General features: G+C 60.4%; 24 protein-coding genes and 1 riboswitch. Of the genes, 9 read left to right on the forward strand and 15 right to left on the reverse strand.

The window, feature by feature from the left end; all coding sequences use genetic code 11:
• Nucleotides 1–41 precede the first annotated feature (41 nt).
• Nucleotides 42–674, reverse strand: a complete 633-nt coding sequence (locus tag ACTJLA_RS02405) for a LysE family translocator (RefSeq protein WP_014716957.1) — start codon at nucleotides 672–674, stop codon at nucleotides 42–44.
• A gap of 84 nt (nucleotides 675–758) precedes the next feature.
• On the opposite strand from ACTJLA_RS02405, the gene ACTJLA_RS02410 reads away from it, so the two are divergent.
• From ACTJLA_RS02410 to ACTJLA_RS02420, 3 genes are all read left to right on the forward strand, one after another.
• Entirely contained in the window at nucleotides 759–1,724 is a 966-nt protein-coding gene (locus ACTJLA_RS02410; protein WP_252950782.1) for a 2-hydroxyacid dehydrogenase, read from the forward strand.
• Between the two features lie 30 nt (nucleotides 1,725–1,754).
• Nucleotides 1,755–2,753 (forward strand): class I SAM-dependent methyltransferase, encoded by a 999-nt coding sequence (locus ACTJLA_RS02415; RefSeq protein ID WP_034126326.1) that lies wholly within the window; start codon nucleotides 1,755–1,757, stop codon nucleotides 2,751–2,753.
• A 50-nt stretch (nucleotides 2,754–2,803) separates the two neighbouring features.
• Nucleotides 2,804–2,924, forward strand: a riboswitch (yybP-ykoY riboswitch).
• A gap of 87 nt (nucleotides 2,925–3,011) precedes the next feature.
• On the forward strand, nucleotides 3,012–3,596 hold the full coding sequence (locus tag ACTJLA_RS02420) for a TMEM165/GDT1 family protein (RefSeq protein WP_054897011.1): 585 nt from the start codon (nucleotides 3,012–3,014) through the stop codon (nucleotides 3,594–3,596).
• Between the two features lie 141 nt (nucleotides 3,597–3,737).
• On the opposite strand, the gene ACTJLA_RS02425 is transcribed toward ACTJLA_RS02420, so the two are convergent.
• The 4 genes from ACTJLA_RS02425 to ACTJLA_RS02440 form a co-directional block, all read right to left on the reverse strand.
• On the reverse strand, nucleotides 3,738–4,556 hold the full coding sequence (locus tag ACTJLA_RS02425; protein WP_014716953.1) for a M48 family metallopeptidase: 819 nt from the start codon (nucleotides 4,554–4,556) through the stop codon (nucleotides 3,738–3,740).
• A 120-nt stretch (nucleotides 4,557–4,676) separates the two neighbouring features.
• On the reverse strand, nucleotides 4,677–5,297 hold the full coding sequence (locus tag ACTJLA_RS02430; RefSeq protein ID WP_440840636.1) for an SOS response-associated peptidase: 621 nt from the start codon (nucleotides 5,295–5,297) through the stop codon (nucleotides 4,677–4,679).
• Between the two features lie 36 nt (nucleotides 5,298–5,333).
• The gene (locus ACTJLA_RS02435) at nucleotides 5,334–5,594 is read right to left on the reverse strand and encodes a putative signal transducing protein (RefSeq protein ID WP_032893538.1); all 261 of its coding nucleotides are present in this window, start codon (nucleotides 5,592–5,594) and stop codon (nucleotides 5,334–5,336) included.
• 32 nt (nucleotides 5,595–5,626) lie between these two features.
• Nucleotides 5,627–5,809, reverse strand: coding sequence for a CPXCG motif-containing cysteine-rich protein (locus tag ACTJLA_RS02440; protein ID WP_034126324.1), 183 nt, complete (start codon nucleotides 5,807–5,809; stop codon nucleotides 5,627–5,629).
• Between the two features lie 132 nt (nucleotides 5,810–5,941).
• Here ACTJLA_RS02440 and ACTJLA_RS02445 point away from each other — a divergent pair, with 132 nt between their 5' ends.
• Nucleotides 5,942–7,105 (forward strand): 1-acyl-sn-glycerol-3-phosphate acyltransferase, encoded by a 1,164-nt coding sequence (locus ACTJLA_RS02445; RefSeq protein ID WP_169918829.1) that lies wholly within the window; start codon nucleotides 5,942–5,944, stop codon nucleotides 7,103–7,105.
• A 165-nt stretch (nucleotides 7,106–7,270) separates the two neighbouring features.
• Here ACTJLA_RS02445 and ACTJLA_RS02450 read toward each other — a convergent pair whose 3' ends face one another.
• Nucleotides 7,271–7,528 (reverse strand): hypothetical protein, encoded by a 258-nt coding sequence (locus ACTJLA_RS02450; protein ID WP_034126322.1) that lies wholly within the window; start codon nucleotides 7,526–7,528, stop codon nucleotides 7,271–7,273.
• Between the two features lie 182 nt (nucleotides 7,529–7,710).
• Between ACTJLA_RS02450 and ACTJLA_RS02455 the strand changes: the two genes are divergently transcribed.
• Nucleotides 7,711–7,920 carry a hypothetical protein gene (locus tag ACTJLA_RS02455; RefSeq protein ID WP_003188620.1) on the forward strand — a complete coding sequence of 70 codons (210 nt, stop codon included), beginning with the start codon at nucleotides 7,711–7,713 and terminating at the stop codon, nucleotides 7,918–7,920.
• A 60-nt stretch (nucleotides 7,921–7,980) separates the two neighbouring features.
• On the opposite strand, the gene ACTJLA_RS02460 is transcribed toward ACTJLA_RS02455, so the two are convergent.
• Nucleotides 7,981–8,565, reverse strand: a complete 585-nt coding sequence (locus ACTJLA_RS02460) for a YajG family lipoprotein (RefSeq protein ID WP_034126321.1) — start codon at nucleotides 8,563–8,565, stop codon at nucleotides 7,981–7,983.
• Between the two features lie 182 nt (nucleotides 8,566–8,747).
• Between ACTJLA_RS02460 and ACTJLA_RS02465 the strand changes: the two genes are divergently transcribed.
• Entirely contained in the window at nucleotides 8,748–8,981 is a 234-nt protein-coding gene (locus ACTJLA_RS02465; RefSeq protein ID WP_034126320.1) for a hypothetical protein, read from the forward strand.
• A gap of 727 nt (nucleotides 8,982–9,708) precedes the next feature.
• Nucleotides 9,709–11,247: a malate dehydrogenase (quinone) gene (gene mqo, locus ACTJLA_RS02470; protein ID WP_034126319.1), complete on the forward strand. Its 1,539-nt coding sequence runs from the start codon at nucleotides 9,709–9,711 to the stop codon at nucleotides 11,245–11,247.
• Between the two features lie 98 nt (nucleotides 11,248–11,345).
• Here the strand turns inward: mqo and ACTJLA_RS02475 are convergent, their stop codons facing one another.
• From ACTJLA_RS02475 to ACTJLA_RS02485, 3 genes are all read right to left on the reverse strand, one after another.
• Nucleotides 11,346–11,633 (reverse strand): PA4642 family protein, encoded by a 288-nt coding sequence (locus ACTJLA_RS02475; RefSeq protein WP_003188614.1) that lies wholly within the window; start codon nucleotides 11,631–11,633, stop codon nucleotides 11,346–11,348.
• 109 nt (nucleotides 11,634–11,742) lie between these two features.
• Nucleotides 11,743–12,210, reverse strand: coding sequence for a WbuC family cupin fold metalloprotein (locus ACTJLA_RS02480; protein WP_034126318.1), 468 nt, complete (start codon nucleotides 12,208–12,210; stop codon nucleotides 11,743–11,745).
• A gap of 3 nt (nucleotides 12,211–12,213) precedes the next feature.
• The gene (locus ACTJLA_RS02485; protein ID WP_003188610.1) at nucleotides 12,214–12,771 is read right to left on the reverse strand and encodes a hypoxanthine-guanine phosphoribosyltransferase; all 558 of its coding nucleotides are present in this window, start codon (nucleotides 12,769–12,771) and stop codon (nucleotides 12,214–12,216) included.
• A 164-nt stretch (nucleotides 12,772–12,935) separates the two neighbouring features.
• On the opposite strand from ACTJLA_RS02485, the gene upp reads away from it, so the two are divergent.
• On the forward strand, nucleotides 12,936–13,574 hold the full coding sequence (gene upp / locus ACTJLA_RS02490; protein ID WP_003188608.1) for a uracil phosphoribosyltransferase: 639 nt from the start codon (nucleotides 12,936–12,938) through the stop codon (nucleotides 13,572–13,574).
• Nucleotides 13,575–13,576: 2 nt separating this feature from the next.
• The gene (locus ACTJLA_RS02495; protein ID WP_003188606.1) at nucleotides 13,577–14,851 is read left to right on the forward strand and encodes a uracil-xanthine permease family protein; all 1,275 of its coding nucleotides are present in this window, start codon (nucleotides 13,577–13,579) and stop codon (nucleotides 14,849–14,851) included.
• Nucleotides 14,852–14,964: 113 nt separating this feature from the next.
• Here the strand turns inward: ACTJLA_RS02495 and hisC are convergent, their stop codons facing one another.
• From hisC to ACTJLA_RS02520, 5 genes are all read right to left on the reverse strand, one after another.
• Nucleotides 14,965–16,017, reverse strand: a complete 1,053-nt coding sequence (gene hisC / locus ACTJLA_RS02500) for a histidinol-phosphate transaminase (protein ID WP_440840637.1) — start codon at nucleotides 16,015–16,017, stop codon at nucleotides 14,965–14,967.
• 3 nt (nucleotides 16,018–16,020) lie between these two features.
• Entirely contained in the window at nucleotides 16,021–17,337 is a 1,317-nt protein-coding gene (hisD, locus tag ACTJLA_RS02505; RefSeq protein ID WP_054897014.1) for a histidinol dehydrogenase, read from the reverse strand.
• Nucleotides 17,338–17,465: 128 nt separating this feature from the next.
• Entirely contained in the window at nucleotides 17,466–18,101 is a 636-nt protein-coding gene (hisG, locus tag ACTJLA_RS02510) for an ATP phosphoribosyltransferase (protein ID WP_003188599.1), read from the reverse strand.
• A 206-nt stretch (nucleotides 18,102–18,307) separates the two neighbouring features.
• The gene (gene murA / locus ACTJLA_RS02515) at nucleotides 18,308–19,573 is read right to left on the reverse strand and encodes a UDP-N-acetylglucosamine 1-carboxyvinyltransferase (protein ID WP_034126315.1); all 1,266 of its coding nucleotides are present in this window, start codon (nucleotides 19,571–19,573) and stop codon (nucleotides 18,308–18,310) included.
• A 23-nt stretch (nucleotides 19,574–19,596) separates the two neighbouring features.
• Nucleotides 19,597–19,836 carry a BolA family protein gene (locus ACTJLA_RS02520; protein ID WP_003188597.1) on the reverse strand — a complete coding sequence of 80 codons (240 nt, stop codon included), beginning with the start codon at nucleotides 19,834–19,836 and terminating at the stop codon, nucleotides 19,597–19,599.
• Nucleotides 19,837–19,931: the final 95 nt, after the last annotated feature.

The raw sequence follows: 19,931 nt of genomic DNA on the forward strand, positions 1-19,931 counted from the left end.
CCCGCTCCCACATCTGGATTGTGCTCACTTGAGAAAAATGATTATTTCATGCTGGTAAAGGCCAGTTTCACCCCGATGGCAATCAACACCGCGCCCATGGTCCGATCAAACCAATGACCCATCTTTGCAAACCCGGCGCGCACGCGCTGCTGGCTGAACAACATGGCCACCAGGCAAAACCACAACGCAGTCGCCACCGCCAGGTACACCCCATAACCGGCCTGCACTGCCAGCGGCGTGTGCGGGTTGATCACTACGGTGAACAGCGACAGAAAGAACAGCGTGGCCTTGGGGTTCAAGCCATTGGTCACAAAACCTGCGGTAAACGCGCCGCGTGGGGTGCGCTCGCCCGCTTCACGGTGCAACTCGCCCTCGGCCGCAGGCTTGGCCGGCTGGGCGCGCAGGGCCTTGAAGCCAATGTAAAGCAGGTACGCGGCTGCGGCCCACTTCAACGCATTGAACAACACAATGGACTGGGACACGATCAAGCCGATACCCAGCAACGAGTAACCCACATGCAGGAAAATCGCCGAACCGACGCCCAAGGCCGTCCATGTGCCAGCACGGCGGCCATGGGTCACGCTTTCACGCACCACCACGGCGAAATCCGGGCCGGGGCTCGCCACTGCCAACAAGTGAATCAAGGCTACGGTCAAAAACTCGGCGACGTACATGCTCACTCCATTAAGTAACTGATTATTTCATCTGATAGGCTCGGCAGATTACGCCTTCGAACCTCGTCGCAAAAGGTACAGTTGATCATGAACAATCGTCGCGCCGTCTTCCTCGACCACCCTTCCCTGGACTTGGGCGACCTCGACCTCAGCGGTTTGCATGAGTGCTTCAGCCAGTTGCAGTTGTTTGAACAGACCACGCCCGAGAATGTGCTGGAGCGCTTGCAGGGCGCCCAAGTCGCCATCAGCAACAAAATCCCGCTCACGGCGCAAACCCTGGCGGCCTGCCCCGAGCTCAAGCTGATCCTGGTGTCGGCCACCGGCACCAACAATATCGACCTTGAAGCGGCCCGCGCCCAGGGGATTACCGTGAGCAACTGCCAGGGTTACGGCACGCCGTCGGTGGCGCAACATACGATCATGCTGTTGCTCAACCTCGCCACGCGCTTGAAGGATTACCAACAGGATGTGGCCGCTGGCAAATGGCAGCATGCCAAACAGTTTTGCCTGCTGGACCATCCGATCGTCGAACTGGAAGGCAAAACCCTCGGCCTGCTCGGCCATGGTGAATTGGGCAGTGCCGTGGCACGCCTGGCCGAAGCGTTCGGCATGCGCGTGATGCTCGGCGCGATACCTGGGCGCCCTGCCCGCGCCGACCGTGTGCCGCTGGACGAATTGCTGACCCAGGTCGATGCGCTGACCCTGCATTGCCCACTCAATGAACACACCCGCGACTTTATCGGCGCCCGTGAACTGGCCTTGCTCAAGCCCGGCGCATTTGTGGTCAATACTGCGCGCGGTGGTTTGATCAATGAACAGGCCCTGGCCGACGCGCTGCGAAGTGGTCACCTTGGCGGCGCGGCGACTGATGTGCTGAGTGTCGAGCCGCCAGTCAATGACAACCCGCTGCTGGCTGGAGACATTCCACGCTTGATCGTCACGCCCCACAACGCCTGGGGCAGTCGCGAAGCACGGCAGCGCATCGTCGGCCAGCTCACGGAAAACGCCCAGGGCTTTTTCAACGGCGCCCCACTGCGCGTCGTCAGTTGATAAACTGCGCTCCTTTTCAAGGAGCAGACTATGGATCCGCGCAGTGAAGTACTGCTTCGCCAGGCCGAACTTTTTCAAGGCAACCTGCTGCTCGTAGGTTTGCCTGCCGACGATTTGCTTGGGCGCCTGCCCAATGCCCACGGCTGGTGCTGGCATGCCGGTGACCAGGCGGCGCTCGATGCGCGCTTCGCCGAACGCAGCCAGTTTGGCGTGACAGTGCCCGAGCGCGCCTTTGATGCGGCGGTGATTTTCCTGCCCAAGTCCAAAGACCTCACCGACTACCTGCTCAACGCCGTGGCCGCGCGCCTGCCTGGCGCCGAGCTGTTTCTGGTGGGCGAGAAAAAGGGGGGTATCGAAAGTGCCGCCAAGCAGATGGTTCCGTTCGGCAAACCGCGCAAGCTCGATAGCGCACGGCATTGCCAACTATGGCAGGTCACTGTCGCTAACGCGCCGCAAGCCGTGGAGCTTGAGAGCCTGGCGCAGGTCTTCGACGTACCCCTGGCCGAAGGTCCGCTGAAGGTGGTGAGCTTGCCAGGGGTGTTCAGCCATGGCCGCCTGGACCGCGGCACCGAGTTGTTGCTGGAGCACTTGGACAAGCTGCCCAGCGGCAACCTGCTCGATTTCGGTTGCGGCGCTGGCGTACTGGGGGCTGCGGTCAAGCGCCGCTACCCGCATAACACCGTGACGATGCTGGATGTGGATGCCTTCGCCGCTGCCAGCAGTCGCCTGACACTGGCAGCGAACGGCCTGGAAGCCGACGTGTTGACCGGCGACGGAATCGACGCGGCGCCCATGGGTTTGAACGCGATTTTGAGCAACCCGCCGTTCCATGTCGGCGTGCATACCGATTATTTCGCCACGGAGAACCTGCTGCGAAAAGCAGCGAAACATCTGGCAAAAGGTGGCGAACTTCGCCTGGTTGCCAATAGCTTCCTGAAGTACCAGCCACTGATCGAAGAGCATTTGGGCATCTGCGCAATCAAGGCCGAAGGCAATGGTTTTCGCATTTACCGCGCCAAGCGCCCCTGACGGACGTTTGAAAAAGAACGCTTGCCGAATGGATTTTGCCTAGGCAGAATCCGCAGCGTCCTAGGGGAGTAGTCTCCCACGAGCCCATGCTCGTCCGGCATACGTCAACATACTTGGTCAGCAGACCATGGCGTATGCGACCCAGGAGTCCGCACAGACGGACCGGGGTTTGACAAGACCTATGACACGCACACCTTACCCGGGGCGGGAAGGCTGTACGTGTCATAGCCGTGTCGACCCGCCCCTGGAAACTACCTGATGCTGGATTCACTACTCGTTCCTACCGCAATCGTTGCCTTGGCCGAAATCGGCGACAAGACGCAACTGCTCGCACTCATCCTTGCTGCTCGCTTTCGCAAGCCCTGGCCGATCATCGCCGGCATCGTTGCCGCGACCCTGGCCAACCATGCGGCGGCCGGTGCCGTGGGCGCCTGGTTCGGGAGTTTCTTCTCGGATGCGGTGCTGCACTGGATCCTCGCCGCGAGCTTCTGCGCCACGGCGCTTTGGACCCTGGTGCCGGACAAACTCGATGATGACGAAGCCAGTACCACCCGTAAGTTCGGGCCCTTCCTGACCACCTTGATTGCGTTCTTCCTCGCCGAAATCGGTGACAAAACCCAGATCGCCACGGTGATGCTGGCGGCGCAATACCCGGAACTGTGGCTGGTGATTATCGGTACCACCCTGGGCATGTTGATTGCCAACGTGCCGGTGGTGCTGGCGGGGAATTTTGCCGCGGAGAAACTGCCGCTGACCTTGATTCGTCGCTTGGCGGCTACGGCGTTCTTCGTGCTGGCGATTATTGCAGTGTACAAGGCCATGCAGAGCAGCGGCTGGATCTAAGGCAAACACGGAAGATGGTTTGCCCTGATGCCTGTAGGAGCGAGCTTGCTCGCGAAAAACTCACCGGCGCCGCGTTTATTCAGGCAAGACGCGTTATCGTTGACGTTTTTCGCGAGCGAGCTCGCTCCTACACGGCGTCGATCAGGACTTCTTGGCCTGCTGGTAGAGCGGCATCACCTTCGGAATCGCCGCCTGCAAGGACGCGATGCGGCTGTCCGAAGCCGGGTGCGTGCTCATGAATTCCGGCGGTGCGCCTTCCGAAGCCTTGGCCATCTTGTTCCACAACGTGATGGCCGCGTTCGGGTTGTAGCCAGCGCGGGCGGCCAGCTCCAGGCCGATCAGGTCGGCTTCGTTTTCGTTGCTGCGGCTGTTGGGCAAGGTCATGCCGTAGTTGGCGACGGTATCGGCCAGTGCCAGGCTGTCCTGGCCGAGACCGAATATTGCCCCGGCGCCCTGCTTGGCCATCTGGATACCGTAGGCCTTGGACATCGCTTCGCGGCCGTGTTCACGCAGGGCGTGGGCGATTTCATGACCCATCACGGCAGCCAGCTCGTCATCGGTGAGCTTGAGGTTGTCGATCAAGCCGCTGTACACCAGGATCTTGCCGCCAGGCCCGCAGTTGGCGTTCATCTCATCGCTTTTGATCAGGTTCACGTCCCAGTTCCACTGGGCCGCATCCGCGCGGAAAGTCGGAGCCTGGGCGATCAGGCGCTTGGCAATGGCCTGCACGCGCTTGGCGTTGGCGCTGGTCTTGTCCAGCACCCCTTTGCTGCTGGCTTCACCCAGGGTCTGCTGATAAGACTGGGCATACATCTGGTCGACTTCCTGGCTCGACAGCATGCTGAACATGTACTGCTTGCGCTCTACCCCAACGGCGCCGCCGCTGGTGGTATTGACCGACTGGCAACCCGCCAGCAGCATTGCTGCAACCAAACCACTTACCACCAATGACTTCTTCATGAACACGCTCCCTGAAAACATGGCGCGTATCGTAGGCGGTCATTTGTATCTGCGCCAGATACCCTGGACGTTTAACCGCTGAATTTAAGATACATCCGAACGCGGCTCGACGGACAAAGCTCATGCCGGGGTCAGGCACTCCGGCCCATTGAGCTTCGGATCGTTGACCATATTGGCCAGCACCCGCTCGCGCAGCACGGCAGGCTCAGCCGCCAGCAGGCCCTGTAGCGCCTGCAGCGGAGTCTCGGGGTCGAGCCAGGCGGCCTGCCCTGCCGCGTCCAGGATCAATGGCCGCCGCTGACTTTGCGCCGCTTGGGTAACCACCGCCGTGCTCAGCCACACCTGCTCCTGCACCGGATACGCTTCCCACACTGCGGCAAAGAACAACGTGGAGCCCTCCCCCGGCGTGAGCCAGTACGGGCGCTTGCGCTGGGTGCCGCGCCACTCATAAAAGCCATTGGCGGGCAGCAGGCAACGGCGCAAGCGGAAGGCTTCACGAAACATCGGTTGTTCGGCCAGGGTTTCTGCGCGAGCGTGGGCCGGGGTGCGCGACAGGTCTGTCAGCCAGGGCGGTGTGAGGCCCCAACGGGCACGCGCCAGGGTGAGTTGGCCCTCGCTCAGGCGCTGGATCAGCACCGAATCATTCGGGGAGATGTTCCACTGGGCCTGCTGGTCGGCGGGGAAGCCGGGCAAGGCAGCAAAGGCAGGGTTCCAGCGAAACAGGGCATAACGTCCACACATGGGGCAACACGACTCTTGGGTAAACCGACCGACAGCCTAACAGACCAACACGTCAGGGAAGCTGTCGGGTTCGTCGCCGGGCAAGGGTTGGGCGCCGATATAGGCGGTGATCAGTTCGCGGGCGCAGGCGGCCTGGTCGTTGTCGACCTCCAGCCCCAGCAAGCCGAATATCGGCAACTCGCCCGTGCCGCCGAGCAAATGGCGCCCCACCAGGTGCGCCTCGATACCTTCACTGGCAAGCATCTGCTGCAACAACTCGCCCTCCATCAGATTTTCCGGTTCGTAGATTCGCTGCATGGGCGTACCTTTTTATTCGTTCTCGCTGCGCATTATTCATTTTCGCTGCGGGTTTCAAGCATCCACTCTTCACCATGAACTTGCAGGTCGAACGTGATCGGCCGGCAACACACTTGGCAGTCTTCTATATAGGTCTGGTCCCCGCCAGACAAATCCACCGTCGTCTCGACCGCTTCGCCACAATAAGGACAATCGTACAGCGCAGTTTCGAGCATCGCAGTCTCCTAGGTGACTTGTGCGTATAATCGCCGGTCTATTTACAGGGCTATTCTTGGCCGGCCCCTTATTCGGACCGCACCCTGACATTTCCTTTTACTTACCCTAGCCGTTTCTAACAAGAGAGCATGATGGGCGAATTCGATACCATCCGACCTTACAACGACAGCGAAGTCCCGGCAGTGCTGGCGCGCCTGTTCAGTGACAAGGCCTTTCTGGACATCCTGACCCACTTCCGCTTCCCGCGCTTTGCAGGCGCCCTGGGCTGGCTGCTCAAGCCAATGATTGCGCGCAAACTGCGCCGCGAGTTCGCTGGCGTCACCACCGTGGCCACGCTGCAGGACAAGGTCGAGTACTACGTTGACCACACCATTGACCGGGCGACCGACGGCGTGACCTATACCGGCGTCGAGCAACTGAAATCCGGCACTGCCTATCTGTTCCTGGCCAACCACCGCGACATCGTGATGGACCCGGCCTTCGTCAACTACGCCGTGTACCACGCCGGCCTGCCGACGCCGCGCATCGCCATCGGCGACAACCTGCTGCAAAAGCCGTTTGTCAGCGACCTGATGCGCCTGAACAAGAGCTTCATCGTGCACCGTTCGATTACCGGGCGAAAGGAGAAGATGGCGGCCTACAACCTGCTGTCGGCCTACATCAACCATTCGATCCGCAACGACTGCCAGTCGATCTGGATTGCCCAGGCTGAAGGCCGGGCCAAGGATGGTGATGACCGTACCGAATCGGCGATCCTCAAGATGTTCCACGTCAGCCGCAAGGACGAGCCATTTGCCGAGGTCATCCAGTCGTTGAACCTGACGCCTGTGTCCATCAGCTACGAGTACGACCCCTGCGATGCCGCCAAGGCCCGCGAGCTGTATATCCGCGCCACCACCGGCACCTACACCAAGGCACCGGGAGAGGATGATGTGAGCATTGCCTTGGGCATTACCGGCTATAAAGGCCGAGTGCACGTGAACTTTGCGCCGCCGATCACCGAGCGTTTCGAAGACACCAAGCTGCTGGCCGCGGAAATGGACCGGCAGATCCTCGGTGGCTACCGCTTGTTTCCGGTGCACTACCTGGCGTACGCGCAGTGGAGTGATGCCGACCCGCAATTGCAGGTGCCCAAGGCGGCGGACGTGTTCCCGGCCGATGAGCTGGCCAAGGCGAAGGCGGAATGGGAGCGGCGCTTGAACGAGTGCCCGGCGGAGCACCGGCCTTATCTGGTGGTGCAGTATGCGACGCCGGTACGCAACCAATACCGAGTCAAGGCTGGGATCCCCCTGTAATAGTGAGCCCACAGGGGATATGTGGCAGGCGCTGACTCTGCGGGCAGTACATGGCCAGTGTGGGAGCTGGCTTGCCTGCGATAGCGTTGGTTCAGTTAAAGATTCAGTGGCTGATACACCGCCTTCGCGGGCAAGCCCGCTCCCACATTTGGTTTCGCAGTGGAATTATAAGCGGGTGCTGAGCCAGGAGATGGCCAGGGCCAAGCCAAGGCAGGCGAACCCGACGCGGTACGCCAGGCGATGCGCCCGTTCGGTGCGTGTATCCAGAAACAGCATCGGTTGGTCGATAGCGCGCTCTTCGCTGCGCAGGGCCAGGTCAGCTATCGCACGCTGTGCATGCAGACGGGTGATGAACAGCACCCAGGCGCCCGAGCAGGCAACCAACAGGGCAACAATATTAATGAGCAGTGCGGGCAGCGCCATCGCAAACCTCGGTAAATCAATCTTCGGGTATCAGTCCAGATACACACCTGAACGACAGTCGCCTCCTGCGCATTTAATGCTCCTTCCCCATTGACGGCTAATGTATCCAGTAATTTACGCCGTCACCTGAACGTCACCTTAACAAGCCACTCTGTTGCCCTTCGACGCTTGAGGAGCTTGTCATGTTGCATGCGCAAAACCAGGATCGGCTGTATTTGATCGCCCAGAGCGAGGAACAGGAGGCGCTGATCGGCAGTCTCGCGTTCAACGTTCAGGACCGCCATTGGCTGGTGTATTGCGCCCTCGGCGGGCACCAGCATGCCGATCTGCCGGAGCTGGATCTGCTCACCGGTGTGAGCATGCTGGACTTTTATGTCGATACGGCCGCATGACAAAAACCACGGGCACAAAAAAACCGGGCTCAGCGATGAGCCCGGTTTTTTGTGAGCGGCTTATTGCGCGCTGAGCAGTTGACCGATGCTTGGGTCCTTGAACAGGCGGGTCAAGGCATCACTGAGCACGTCGCTGACCAGCTTGGTGTTGGTTTCCTGGTTGGGCGACATGCCGAACCGCTGGTTGAGCGAGGCTGCGTAGCGGCCACTGTAGCGGCGGGTACCGGCACTGACGTCAGACTTGAAGGTAGCGCCGATGGAAGCCTCGGTCACATACAGGCCGTCTTTGGGCGACTGGTATTTCAGCTCGGCCAGGGTCACGGTCAGTTGCGGCACGCCTGGCGAGTTGGTCGGCGTAAAGCCCAGCAAACGCACAGCGGCTTCAGCCTGGGCCTGCAACTTGGGCAGCACATCCTGGCCGTTCACCGAAATCAACGCGGTCTCAGGATACAGGCCGCCACGCGAACCCAGGGTTGGCGACGGGCGACCGTCAACCACGCGTACCGAAACCGGCTGGCCGTGGCCTACCGCCGCCAACTGCGCGGTGACTTTAGGTTGCGGGCTGAGTTGTTGCGGGCTGTTGGCGCAGCCGACAAGGGTCAAACTGGTCACAGTGATCAAACCGAACAACAGGCGTTGCAACATCGTATTTCTCCAGGACTAGGTGCAGACAGGTCGCCAGTATAACGGTGCACGCGCGCCACTCACCAGCGATCCTGAACGACGGCTGAAGCCCCGGTGCAAATTACAAATTCGCATAAATTCGTCACCCCAGTGTCATGCCACACTGGCAACCTTCAAGCATGTAACACACCAGGTACACAGCCATGCGCCTTCTCAAGACCCTGTTCATGTCCCACGCTCGTCATCGCCACTTTGCCCTGCTTGATGCCCACGGTCATTGTCTGGCCTTCAAGCAGTGCAGCCTGCCGCCCGTCGGTGAAGGCTGGGTGGAAGTGACCGAGACTCACCTGGGCTGGATGCACCGCCCACTGCCGGCCAGCGCCCGGGTCAGCCCAAAGGTTTTTCGCCCACGACACCGGCAAGCGTTGGCCTCCTGACCAGGCCCCTAATAAAAGTCATAAAACACGCCCATTTCACTGACGTTCTTCGCTACAATCTCCCCCCGATTATAAGGACGTCTCCTGATCGGGCCTCGCAGCATCGTTAATGCCCAGGCATTAGCCCCAAAATCGCCCACAGAGAGCCGCCCACACAGATCGAGTGAAGCTGGCGTGCTTGCTGTTTCCTTTGCAAACCACCCCGTCTTTTATCGAATCTGCCAGAGCTGCCATTGCGCTCGGCCACTTGAGTTGTTTGCCCGTTTTGCCGCGTGTCGGCAGAGGTTTACGGGCCAGGTGCCAGGCTGGGGCAGCCCTTTTTTGAGGTTCACGTCTTCAAAAGAGCGTGAAAAAACGGGTTTTCACAACTTCACAAGAGTGTGGCGAGCAAATGAATAGTTTGGCGTTTGTACAAGCACCATCAGCGTCTGGGTCAGCCCAATTACACAGGATCGAGCCTTCCTCAAAAACCGGAGCTTGAGCCTGTCCGCTACGGATTGGTTGCACGAATCGCACGCTTTGACCATAAGTCGAATTGCCACAGGCGCCCATGAATGCGTTCATAGGCAGATTAGCCCGGCAGGAAGCGTGTGCTGAAGTTGCAAAGAATTGCGAATCGGACATGGCGATCCTGGCCATGGGTAACCTGGGGCAACACGTGAACCGCCCCATCACTCCTGGCAGCCATGCCGTCAATTTGGTGCTGCAGATTTTGGAGACGCGTTAAATGGCGCATAACGAAGCAGTCGACGTAGTACTGGTAGGGGCCGGCATCATGAGTGCCACCCTGGCCGTACTGCTCAAAGAGCTCGACCCCGGCCTCACGCTGGAAGTCGTTGAGCTGATGGATTCGGGTGCCGCGGAGAGTTCCAACCCGTGGAACAACGCCGGTACCGGCCACGCCGGGCTGTGTGAGCTGAACTACACGCCGCAGGCCGCCGATGGCTCCATCGACATCAAGAAAGCCGTGCACATCAACACCCAGTTCGAGGTGTCGAAGCAGTTCTGGGCTTACCTGACCAAGAAGGGCACCTTTGGCTCGTCCAGGTCGTTCATCAGCCCGGTGCCCCACCTGAGCTTCGTGCAGGGCGACAAAGGCGTGTCCTTCCTCAAGAAGCGCTTTGAGACCCTCAGCCAGCACCACGCCTTTTCGGACATGCACTACACCGAAGACCGCAGCGAAATGGCCGAGTGGATGCCGCTGATGATGCCGGGCCGCCCGCTCGATGAAAAAATCGCCGCCACCCGTGTGATGAACGGCACAGACGTCAACTTTGGCGCCCTGACCAATCAGTTGCTCAGCCACCTGACCAGCTCGCCGGACGCCCAGGTCAAGTACTGCAAACGCGTGACCGGCCTCAAGCGCAACGGCGCGGGCTGGACCGTGAGCATCAAGGACGTCAATAGCGGTAACAGCCGCGACGTCGATGCCAAGTTCGTATTCCTCGGCGCTGGCGGTGCGGCGCTGCCATTGCTGCAGGCCTCGGGCATCGAAGAGAGCAAAGGCTTCGGCGGCTTCCCGGTGAGCGGCCAGTGGCTGCGTTGCGACAACCCGGAAGTGGTCAAGCAGCACCAGGCCAAGGTCTACAGCCAGGCTGCCGTGGGCTCGCCGCCGATGTCCGTGCCGCACCTGGACACCCGCGTAGTGGATGGCAAGAAATCCCTGCTGTTCGGGCCATACGCCGGTTTCACCACCAAGTTCCTCAAACACGGCTCGTTCCTTGACCTGCCGATGTCGATTCGCGCCGGCAACATCGGCCCGATGCTGGCCGTGGCCCGCGACAACATGGACCTGACCAAGTACCTGGTCAGCGAAGTGCGCCAGTCCATGGAACAGCGCCTGGAATCCCTGCGTCGCTTCTACCCCGAGGCGAAAGCCGAAGACTGGCGCCTGGAAGTGGCCGGCCAGCGCGTGCAAATCATCAAGAAAGATCCGAAGAAAGGCGGCGTGCTGCAGTTCGGCACCGAACTGGTTGCTGCCAAGGACGGTTCGCTTGCGGCGCTGCTGGGCGCGTCTCCTGGTGCTTCGGTCACCGTCTCGATCATGCTGGAGCTGATCGAGCGCTGCTTCCCGCAGAAAGCCGCCGGTGAATGGGCCACCAAGCTGCACGAGATCTTCCCGGCGCGCGAGAAAGTGCTGGAGACGGACGCCGAGCTGTATCGCAAGATCAACACGCAGAACAACATCAGCCTGGAGCTGGTGGAACCTGTAGGAGCGAGCTCGCTCGCGAAAAACGTCAACGATAACGCGGCGCAAGTGGATTAAGGCGCCGCTCTCAGGTTCTTCGCGAGCAAGCTCGCTCCTACCGTTAAAAGCAAAACGCCCCGGACTCTGAAGCCGGGGCGTTTTTTTTGCTCGGACAATCAGCCGCGGGCGTTGTCGATCAGTTCGATGTACTCGGCGGCGTTGCGCTGGTCCTTGATCAGGTCGACGAAGGTCTGGCCATGCTCGTCCTTACCGTCCAGGTCCAGGCCTGCTTCTTTGAAAAAGCCCAGGAAACGCTCGAAGTCGTCGATACGCAGGCCGCGATAGGCCTTGATCAGTTTGTGCAGGGACGGCGATGTCGCATCAACCGGCTCGAAGTCCAGGAACAACTTGATCTGGTCGTCACCGATTTCGTCGCCAATCACCTGTTTCTTATCTTTACGCATTACCGACTCCAGCCTGCAGACATTTACACGGGGTTTGAAGTCTACCTGCGCGACGCCGGATGTGGGAGGGGGCTCGCTCCTACAGACGCCCACATTTGGATGTCAGTGTTCAGTCGAACTGAGCAAGCATCCAGCGCTGGTAGTCAGCCACACCTGCATCACCTTCTCGCGGCGCCCAATCAGCCAGTTCGCCCTCACCCACCGGTCGATAAGGCCCGGCCTTGCATTCGAACATCACCGTGTCAGGCTCCAGCACCACCAGGCCATGAAACACTCCCGGTGGCAGATCGACGCCTGCGCACTCGCCACCCGCCTGCATCACGCGTTTGGCGATCACTTCACCCGCATCGGTGAATATCAGCAGACCGAGGCGCCCCTGAAGCACCAGCAAAGTCTCGGCCTTGTCGGCGCTCAGGTGCCGATGAGGCGGCACATAGGTACTCGGCTGCAGCGCCACCGCGAGGCGATGACACGGCTCCTCCATCTGGTGGAAATTATGGTGGTATCGGCCACGGGGGCTATCGCCCGCTTTCTCGGCCAACTCTGCAAATAAGGTCTGATCAAGAAAGCGGGCCATCGATTACATCCCTTTAACGGCGTAGATGCCATTGGCGTTACGCCAGTAGCCCTTGTAGTCCATGCCATACCCGAAGATATAACGGTCAACGCACGGCAATCCGACGAAATCGGCTTTGAGCTCAGGACGAGCCTTGCGGTCGTGGTCTTTGTCGATCAGTACGGCGGTGTGCACTTTGCGTGCGCCGGCATGTTTGCAGAAGTCGATGATCGCACCCAGGGTGTGACCCTCATCGAGAATGTCATCGATGATCAGCACATCACGGTCGATGAAAGACACTTCCGGCTTGGCCTTCCAGAACAAGTCGCCGCCGCTGGTTTCATTGCGATAGCGGGTGGCATGCAGGTAAGAGGCTTCCAATGGGAACTGCAGGTGAGTCAGCAATTTGCCGGCGAAGATCAGGCCACCGTTCATCACGCAGAAGACCACCGGGTTGGTGTCGGCCATTTCACGAGTAATGTGCGCGCCGACCTTGGCGATCGCTGCTTCGACTTGCGCTTCGGTGTACAGGCAGTCAGCCTCGTGCATGATTTGACGGATATGCTCGAGATCAGCAGACATGGCGCTCTCCAAGGGGGTGCTGTGGCAAGAAAAGCGGGCGAAGGTACGCTTCTCGTGCGCTCCAATCAAGCCTTTATGGACTAACGTACTTGATGTCTATAGGACAACACCCTCGGATAGATTAATCTAGGCCGGTTTTTTTGCCCGCCGCCGGAGCCTTTCCTATGCCCACTCGCGAGATCCGCCACCCGCTGATCCGACACAAACTCGGCCTTATGCGCCGTGCCGACATTAGCACGAAGAACTTCCGTGAGCTTGCTCAGGAAGTCGGAGCGTTGCTCACTTACGAAGCCACCAAGGATTTGCCCCTGGAAACCTACGAGATCCCCGGTTGGGCCGGTCCCGTACAGGTGGAGAAAATCGCCGGTAAGAAAATTACCGTGGTACCGATCCTGCGCGCCGGTATCGGCATGCTTGAAGGCGTACTCAGCCTGATTCCGGGCGCCAAGGTCAGCGCCGTGGGCGTGGCCCGCAATGAAGAAACGCTGCAGGCCCACACCTACCTGGAAAAACTCGTCCCGGAAATCAACGAGCGCCTGGCCATGATCATCGACCCGATGCTCGCCACCGGCAGTTCCATGGTCGCCACCATCGACCTGCTGAAAAAAGCCGGTTGCCGTGACATCCGCGCCATGGTGCTGGTGGCCGCGCCCGAAGGCATCGCAGCCGTCGAGAAGGCCCACCCGGACGTGCAGATCTACACCGCATCCATCGATGAGCGCCTGAATGAACACGGCTACATTATCCCGGGCCTGGGCGATGCCGGTGACAAGATCTTCGGCACCAAGCAGAAGGACGCGTGAACATGCAGGATGAATTCAACGACCCGCTTTGGCGCCAGATCCTGTCTGGCGCACAAATGCTCTTCGTAGCATTTGGCGCGTTGGTGTTGATGCCGCTGATCACAGGTCTTGATCCAAACGTCGCGCTGTTTACCGCAGGCCTTGGCACGTTGCTATTCCAGGTGGTGACAGGGCGGCAGGTGCCGGTATTTTTGGCATCGAGCTTCGCGTTCATCACCCCGATCATTCTCGCCAAGGGCCAGTTCGGCCTCGCAGCGACCATGGGTGGGGTGATGGCAGCAGGTTTCGTCTATACGTTCCTGGGCCTGGCCGTGAAGGTCAAGGGCACCGGTTTTATCGACCGGCTGCTGCCGCCCGTGGTGATCGGCCCGGTGATCATCTCGATCGGCCTGGCCATGGCGCCGATTGCCGCCAACATGGCCATGGGCAAGTCCGGCGACGGTGCAGAGCTGATCCACTACCAGACGGCGATGCTGATTTCGATGCCAGCGCTGCTCACCACCTTGATCGTGGCGGTGTTCGGCAAGGGCATTTTCCGCCTGGTGCCGATCATTTCCGGGGTGCTGGTGGGTTTTGCCATGTCGTTCTATTTTGGCGTGGTCGACACGGCGAAAATCGCCGCTGCGCCGTGGTTCGCCCTGCCCCACTTCACCGCGCCGGAGTTCAACTGGCAGGCGATCCTGTTTATCGTCCCGGTAGCACTGGCCCCGGCGATCGAGCATATCGGTGGTGTGATTGCGGTAGGCAGCGTGACTGGCCGCGATTACCTGAAAAAGCCTGGCCTGCATCGCACGCTGCTGGGTGACGGTATCGCCACCACGGCTGCCGGCATGTTTGGCGGCCCGCCGAACACCACCTACGCCGAAGTGACCGGCGCCGTGATGCTGACCAAGAACTACAACCCGAAAATCATGACCTGGGCGGCAGTGTTTGCCATCAGCCTGGCATTCATCGGCAAGTTCGGCGCGCTGCTGCAGAGCATCCCGGTGCCGGTGATGGGCGGGATTCTGTGCCTGCTGTTCGGCTCGATTGCCGCGGTGGGGATGAACACGCTGATTCGCCACAAGATCGACCTGGGCGAGGCGCGCAACCTGGTGATTGTGTCGGTAACGTTGGTGTTCGGGATTGGCGGTGTGCTGGTGGGTACCGGCACCGGCCCGGATGATTTCGGCCTCAAGGGCATCGCCCTGTGTGCTGTGGTGGCAATTGGTTTGAACTTGCTGCTACCGGGCAATGATGGCTGGAAGAACAAGAAGCCGGATGAGCCGCTGCTGTAACTGACTAAACGCAAATCAGTGTGGGAGCTGGCTTGCCTGCGATAGCNAGATAGGTCGACTGTTACACCGTCATCGCAGGCAAGCCAGCTCCCACATTTGATTTTCAACGTCTGTTAGAGCTCACCGAGCCCGTCGATCAGCGCCTGGTTCTGCTCCGGCGTCCCGATGCTGATGCGCAGGAACTGAGCAATCCGCTCCTGCTTGAAGTGCCGCACGATCACCCCTTGCTCACGCAACTTGGCGGCCAGCCCTGCAGCGTCATGCCGCGGGTGACGCGCAAAGATGAAGTTCGCTGCCGACGGCAACACCTCAAACCCCTTGCCCTGCAATTGCGCGACGACCTGGTTGCGGCTGTCGATCACCCACTGGCAGGTCTTCTCGAAGTATTCACGGTCGTCAAACGCGGCCGCCGCACCAACAATCGCCAACCGATCCAGCGGGTAGGAGTTGAAGCTGTTCTTGACCCGCTCCAGCGCTTCGATCAGGTCTGGGTGACCCACGGCCAGGCCCACACGCAAACCGGCCAGTGAGCGCGATTTGGAGAGAGTCTGGGTCACCAGCAGGTTCGGGTAACGGTCGACCAGGCTGATGGCAGTTTCGCCACCGAAGTCGATATAGGCTTCATCGACCACCACCACCGAATCCGGGCTGGCCTTGAGGATCTGCTCCACCGCGTCCAGCGCCAGTACGCAGCCGGTGGGCGCGTTAGGGTTGGGGAAGATGATCCCGCCGTTGGGCCTGGCATAGTCAGCGGCCCGAATCTGGAACTGTTCGTCCAGCGGCACCGCATCGAACGTGATGCCATACAGGCCGCAGTACACCGGGTAGAAGCTGTAGCTGATGTCCGGAAACAGCAGCGGCAGATCGTGCTGGAACAGACCATGGAAGATGTGCGCCAAGACTTCGTCGGAACCGTTGCCGAGGAACACCTTGCCGGCATCGATCCCGTAATACCTGGCCACGGCCTGCTTGAGCAGGTCGCTGTTGGGGTCCGGGTACAGGCGCAAGTTGTCGTTCAACTCGGCCTGCATTGCCGTCAGCGCCTTGGGCGATGGGCCGTAGGGGTTTTCGTTGGTGTTGAGCTTGACCAGCTTGGTCAGCTTCGGTTGCTCACCGGGTACGTAAGGCACCAGGTCTTTGACGAAAGGGCTCCAGAATTTGCTCATGCCTTACTCTCCCTTGACGATGCGGTATTCAGCGCTGCGTGCGTGCGCGCTGAGGGATTCACCACGGGCCAGCACCGAGGCGGTCTTGCCCAGTTCGGAAGCGCCTTGTGGCGAGCAGAAGATAATCGACGAGCGCTTCTGGAAGTCGTACACCCCCAGCGGCGACGAGAAACGCGCAGTACCGGAGGTTGGCAACACGTGATTGGGGCCGGCGCAATAGTCGCCCAAGGCTTCGCTGGTGTGGCGGCCCATGAAGATCGCCCCAGCGTGACGGATCGATGGCAACCAGGCCTGTGGGTCCGCTACGGACAGCTCAAGGTGCTCCGGTGCGATGCGATTGGCCACTTCAATGGCCTGCTCCATGTCACGCACCAGAATCAGCGCACCACGGCCGTTGATCGACTTCTCGATAATCTCGGCACGCTCCATGGTCGGCAGCAGCTTATTGATGCTGGCGGCGACCTTGTCGAGGAACTCGGCATCGGGGCTGACCAGGATCGCCTGGGCGTCTTCATCGTGCTCCGCCTGGGAGAACAGGTCCATGGCGATCCAGTCCGGGTCGGTCTGGCCGTCACACACCACGAGGATTTCGGAAGGACCGGCAATCATGTCGATACCGACCTGGCCGAACACATGGCGTTTGGCGGTGGCGACGTAGATATTGCCGGGGCCGACCACTTTGTCGACCTTCGGCACGCTTTCGGTGCCATAAGCCAGCGCTGCGACGGCCTGGGCGCCACCGATGGTGAACACACGGTCCACACCGGCGATGCAGGCGGCAGCCAGCACCAGCTCGTTGATGTCGCCACGGGGGGTTGGAACCACCATGACCACTTCGGTCACACCTGCGACTTTGGCCGGGATCGCATTCATCAACACCGACGATGGATACGACGCCTTACCGCCCGGCACGTACAGACCGGCGCGGTCCAGTGGCGTGACCTTCTGGCCCAGCACAGTGCCGTCGGCCTCGGTGTAGCTCCAGGAGTCCTGCTTCTGCTTTTCGTGATAGCTGCGTACCCGCGCCGCAGCGACTTCGAGGGCTTCGCGCTGCGGTGCGGTGATGCGCGTCAGCGCCAGCTCCAGGCGTTCACGCGGCAGGATCAGGTCAGCCATGGACTGCACGTCCAGGCCGTCGAACTGGCGGGTGAAGTCCACCAGCGCTGCATCACCGCGCTCACGCACGGCCTTGATGATGTCGAGCACCCGCTGGTTGACCGAGTCGTCGGACACGCTTTCCCAGCTCAGCAGATGATCCAGATGATGGGCGAAATCCGGGTCGGCAGCGTTGAGTCGGGCAATTGCAGTGGACGTGGTCATAGCGAGGGCCTCAATAGAATTGGCAAAAACTCAGGCGCCCTAAACTAGCAGTCGTTTCCGCTTGGGCACCTGAGAATTCTGGCTATGAGGCGGATAGACGGGCGTAGCTCTTCAGCTACGCGGGGGAGTCAACCGCGGTGTCGAGACTCCACTGCCTTGCGCAGGGTGTCGATCAACGCCTGGATACGGGCGTGCTGCATCTTCATCGATGCTTTGTTGACGATCAGGCGGGAGCTGATGTCAGCGATAAAATCCTGGGGCTCCAAACCGTTGGCGCGCAGGGTGTTGCCGGTGTCGACCACGTCGATGATCTTGTCCGCCAGGCCGATCAGCGGTGCCAGCTCCATGGAGCCGTAGAGCTTGATGATATCGACCTGACGGCCTTGTTCGGCGTAATAGCGCTTGGCAACGTTGACGAACTTGGTGGCGACCCGCAAGCGGCCCTTGGGTTCGACATCACCGACGCGGCCGGCGGTCATCAGCTTGCACAGTGCGATGCGCAGGTCCAGGGGCTCGTACAGGCCCTGGCCGCCGTATTCCATCAGCACATCCTTGCCGGCAACACCCAGGTCGGCGGCGCCATGTTCAACGTAGGTCGGCACGTCGGTAGCCCGCACGATCAGCAGGCGCACGTCGTCCTGGGTCGTGGGGATGATCAGCTTGCGGCTCTTGTCCGGATTCTCGGTCGGCACGATGCCCGCTTCAGCCAGAAGCGGCAACGTGTCGTCAAGGATGCGGCCCTTGGACAGTGCGATGGTCAACATGGGAAATGTCAGTCCTTCATCAGGCTATTGCTGTCCGGTCGCAAACGGCGCCAGACACAGATCGAGGCCATGACAGCCTCGATTTGAAACAAACCAGTCAACAACAAACTGTGGCGAGGGAGCTTGCTCCCGCNGCGAAGCGGCCCTCGAAGAGCGGGACTGCTACGCAGTCCAGCGGGAGCAAGCTCCCTCGCCACAAACAGGGACTAGCCCGGTACGCGGCGAATCTTCGCGCCGAGCATCTGCAGTTTCTCTTCGATGCACTCGTAACCACGGTCTATGTGGTAGATGCGGTCGATCAGGGTGTCACCTTCGGCGCACAGTGCCGATATTACCAGGCTGGCCGAGGCACGCAGGTCGGTTGCCATTACTGGCGCGCCCTTGAGCTTGTCGATCCCGGTGACGATGGCGGTGTTGCCTTCGACCTGGATCTTGGCGCCCATGCGGTGCAGTTCATACACGTGCATGAAGCGGTTTTCGAAGATGGTCTCGATCACGGCACCGGTGCCTTCGGCAATCGCGTTCAAGGAGATGAACTGCGCTTGCATGTCGGTCGGGAACGCCGGGTACGGAGCGGTACGCACGTTGACGGCTTTTGGCCGCTTGCCGTGCATGTTCAGCTCGATCCAGTCTTCGCCGGTGGTGATCTCTGCGCCGGCTTCCTTGAGTTTTTCCAGGACGGCTTCCAGGATGGTCGGATCGGTGTCCTTGACCTTCACACGGCCACCGGTCACGGCAGCTGCAACCAGGTAGGTACCGGTCTCGATGCGGTCAGGCATGACTTTGTAGGTGGCGGTGTGCAGACGCTCTACACCATCAATAGTGATGGTGTCGGTGCCAGCACCGGAAACCTTCGCGCCCATGGCGTTGAGGAAGTTGGCCAGGTCGACCACTTCCGGCTCGCGTGCGGCGTTCTGCAACACGCTGCGACCGTTGGCCAGAGCAGCGGCCATCATGATGTTCTCGGTACCGGTGACGCTGACGGTATCAAAGAAGAAGTTCGCGCCGCGCAGGCCGCCTTCCGGCGCCTTGGCCTTGATGTAGCCGCCTTCGACGTCGATGACTGCGCCCATGGCCTCAAGGCCACGGATGTGCAGGTCGACCGGACGCGAACCAATGGCGCAACCGCCAGGCAAGGCTACTTCGGCTTCGCCGAAACGGGCAACCATAGGGCCCAGCACCAGGATCGACGCACGCATGGTTTTCACCAGTTCGTACGGAGCGACCAGGGTCTTGATGGTGCGTGGGTCGATTTCGACGGCCAGCTTCTCGTCGATCACCGGCTCAATGCCCATGCGACCGAACAACTCGATCATGGTGGTGATGTCGTGCAGGTGCGGCAGGTTGGCCACAGTCACCGGGCCATCGCACAGCAGGGTCGCTGCCAGGATCGGCAAGGCGGAGTTTTTCGCACCGGAAATGCGAATCTCGCCATCAAGGCGGGCACCGCCGGTAATAATCAATTTATCCATAAGAATCTCGACGCCTTGGGGGCTCAGGTGCGCTCGGCCCAGGCCGCGCGGCTGAAAAATTTCATAGTGACCGCATGGATGCTGCCATCGGTGATCCATGGGTTCAAATGGGCATAGATCTGCTGCTGACGCTTGACCGGGCTCAATGCCGCCAGTTCATCGCTAATCACGTTCAGCTGGAAATTGCAGCCTTCGCCTTCGACTTCTACAGTCGTTTCAGGCAGCTTTCCTTCAAGGAAGCTCTTAACTTCTAGGGCCTGCATGCTCAACCTCTATCGGCGCCCAGTGCGCACGGGTCGCACATCATACAAAAAAGCCCCGCGCCTGCGAACCCCGCATAGCAGGACTCTGACGGGGG

The organism is Pseudomonas sp. 22072 (genome assembly GCF_052046095.1).
Classification (GTDB): domain Bacteria; phylum Pseudomonadota; class Gammaproteobacteria; order Pseudomonadales; family Pseudomonadaceae; genus Aquipseudomonas; species Aquipseudomonas paracarnis.

Bases quoted from the DNA above. Each gene is read 5' to 3' on its own strand.
- ACTJLA_RS02405 (WP_014716957.1), bottom strand. From the start codon at position 674: ATGTACGTCGCCGAGTTTTTGACCGTAGCCTTGATTCACTTGTTGGCA.
- ACTJLA_RS02415 (WP_034126326.1), top strand. From the start codon at position 1,755: ATGGATCCGCGCAGTGAAGTACTGCTTCGCCAGGCCGAACTTTTTCAA.
- ACTJLA_RS02420 (WP_054897011.1), top strand. From the start codon at position 3,012: ATGCTGGATTCACTACTCGTTCCTACCGCAATCGTTGCCTTGGCCGAA.
- ACTJLA_RS02425 (WP_014716953.1), bottom strand. From the start codon at position 4,556: ATGAAGAAGTCATTGGTGGTAAGTGGTTTGGTTGCAGCAATGCTGCTG.
- ACTJLA_RS02430 (WP_440840636.1), bottom strand. From the start codon at position 5,297: ATGTGTGGACGTTATGCCCTGTTTCGCTGGAACCCTGCCTTTGCTGCC.
- ACTJLA_RS02435 (WP_032893538.1), bottom strand. From the start codon at position 5,594: ATGCAGCGAATCTACGAACCGGAAAATCTGATGGAGGGCGAGTTGTTG.
- ACTJLA_RS02440 (WP_034126324.1), bottom strand. From the start codon at position 5,809: ATGCTCGAAACTGCGCTGTACGATTGTCCTTATTGTGGCGAAGCGGTC.
- ACTJLA_RS02445 (WP_169918829.1), top strand. From the start codon at position 5,942: ATGGGCGAATTCGATACCATCCGACCTTACAACGACAGCGAAGTCCCG.
- ACTJLA_RS02450 (WP_034126322.1), bottom strand. From the start codon at position 7,528: ATGGCGCTGCCCGCACTGCTCATTAATATTGTTGCCCTGTTGGTTGCC.
- ACTJLA_RS02455 (WP_003188620.1), top strand. From the start codon at position 7,711: ATGTTGCATGCGCAAAACCAGGATCGGCTGTATTTGATCGCCCAGAGC.
- ACTJLA_RS02460 (WP_034126321.1), bottom strand. From the start codon at position 8,565: ATGTTGCAACGCCTGTTGTTCGGTTTGATCACTGTGACCAGTTTGACC.
- ACTJLA_RS02465 (WP_034126320.1), top strand. From the start codon at position 8,748: ATGCGCCTTCTCAAGACCCTGTTCATGTCCCACGCTCGTCATCGCCAC.
- mqo (WP_034126319.1), top strand. From the start codon at position 9,709: ATGGCGCATAACGAAGCAGTCGACGTAGTACTGGTAGGGGCCGGCATC.
- ACTJLA_RS02475 (WP_003188614.1), bottom strand. From the start codon at position 11,633: ATGCGTAAAGATAAGAAACAGGTGATTGGCGACGAAATCGGTGACGAC.
- ACTJLA_RS02480 (WP_034126318.1), bottom strand. From the start codon at position 12,210: ATGGCCCGCTTTCTTGATCAGACCTTATTTGCAGAGTTGGCCGAGAAA.
- ACTJLA_RS02485 (WP_003188610.1), bottom strand. From the start codon at position 12,771: ATGTCTGCTGATCTCGAGCATATCCGTCAAATCATGCACGAGGCTGAC.
- upp (WP_003188608.1), top strand. From the start codon at position 12,936: ATGCCCACTCGCGAGATCCGCCACCCGCTGATCCGACACAAACTCGGC.
- ACTJLA_RS02495 (WP_003188606.1), top strand. From the start codon at position 13,577: ATGCAGGATGAATTCAACGACCCGCTTTGGCGCCAGATCCTGTCTGGC.
- hisC (WP_440840637.1), bottom strand. From the start codon at position 16,017: ATGAGCAAATTCTGGAGCCCTTTCGTCAAAGACCTGGTGCCTTACGTA.
- hisD (WP_054897014.1), bottom strand. From the start codon at position 17,337: ATGACCACGTCCACTGCAATTGCCCGACTCAACGCTGCCGACCCGGAT.
- hisG (WP_003188599.1), bottom strand. From the start codon at position 18,101: ATGTTGACCATCGCACTGTCCAAGGGCCGCATCCTTGACGACACGTTG.
- murA (WP_034126315.1), bottom strand. From the start codon at position 19,573: ATGGATAAATTGATTATTACCGGCGGTGCCCGCCTTGATGGCGAGATT.
- ACTJLA_RS02520 (WP_003188597.1), bottom strand. From the start codon at position 19,836: ATGCAGGCCCTAGAAGTTAAGAGCTTCCTTGAAGGAAAGCTGCCTGAA.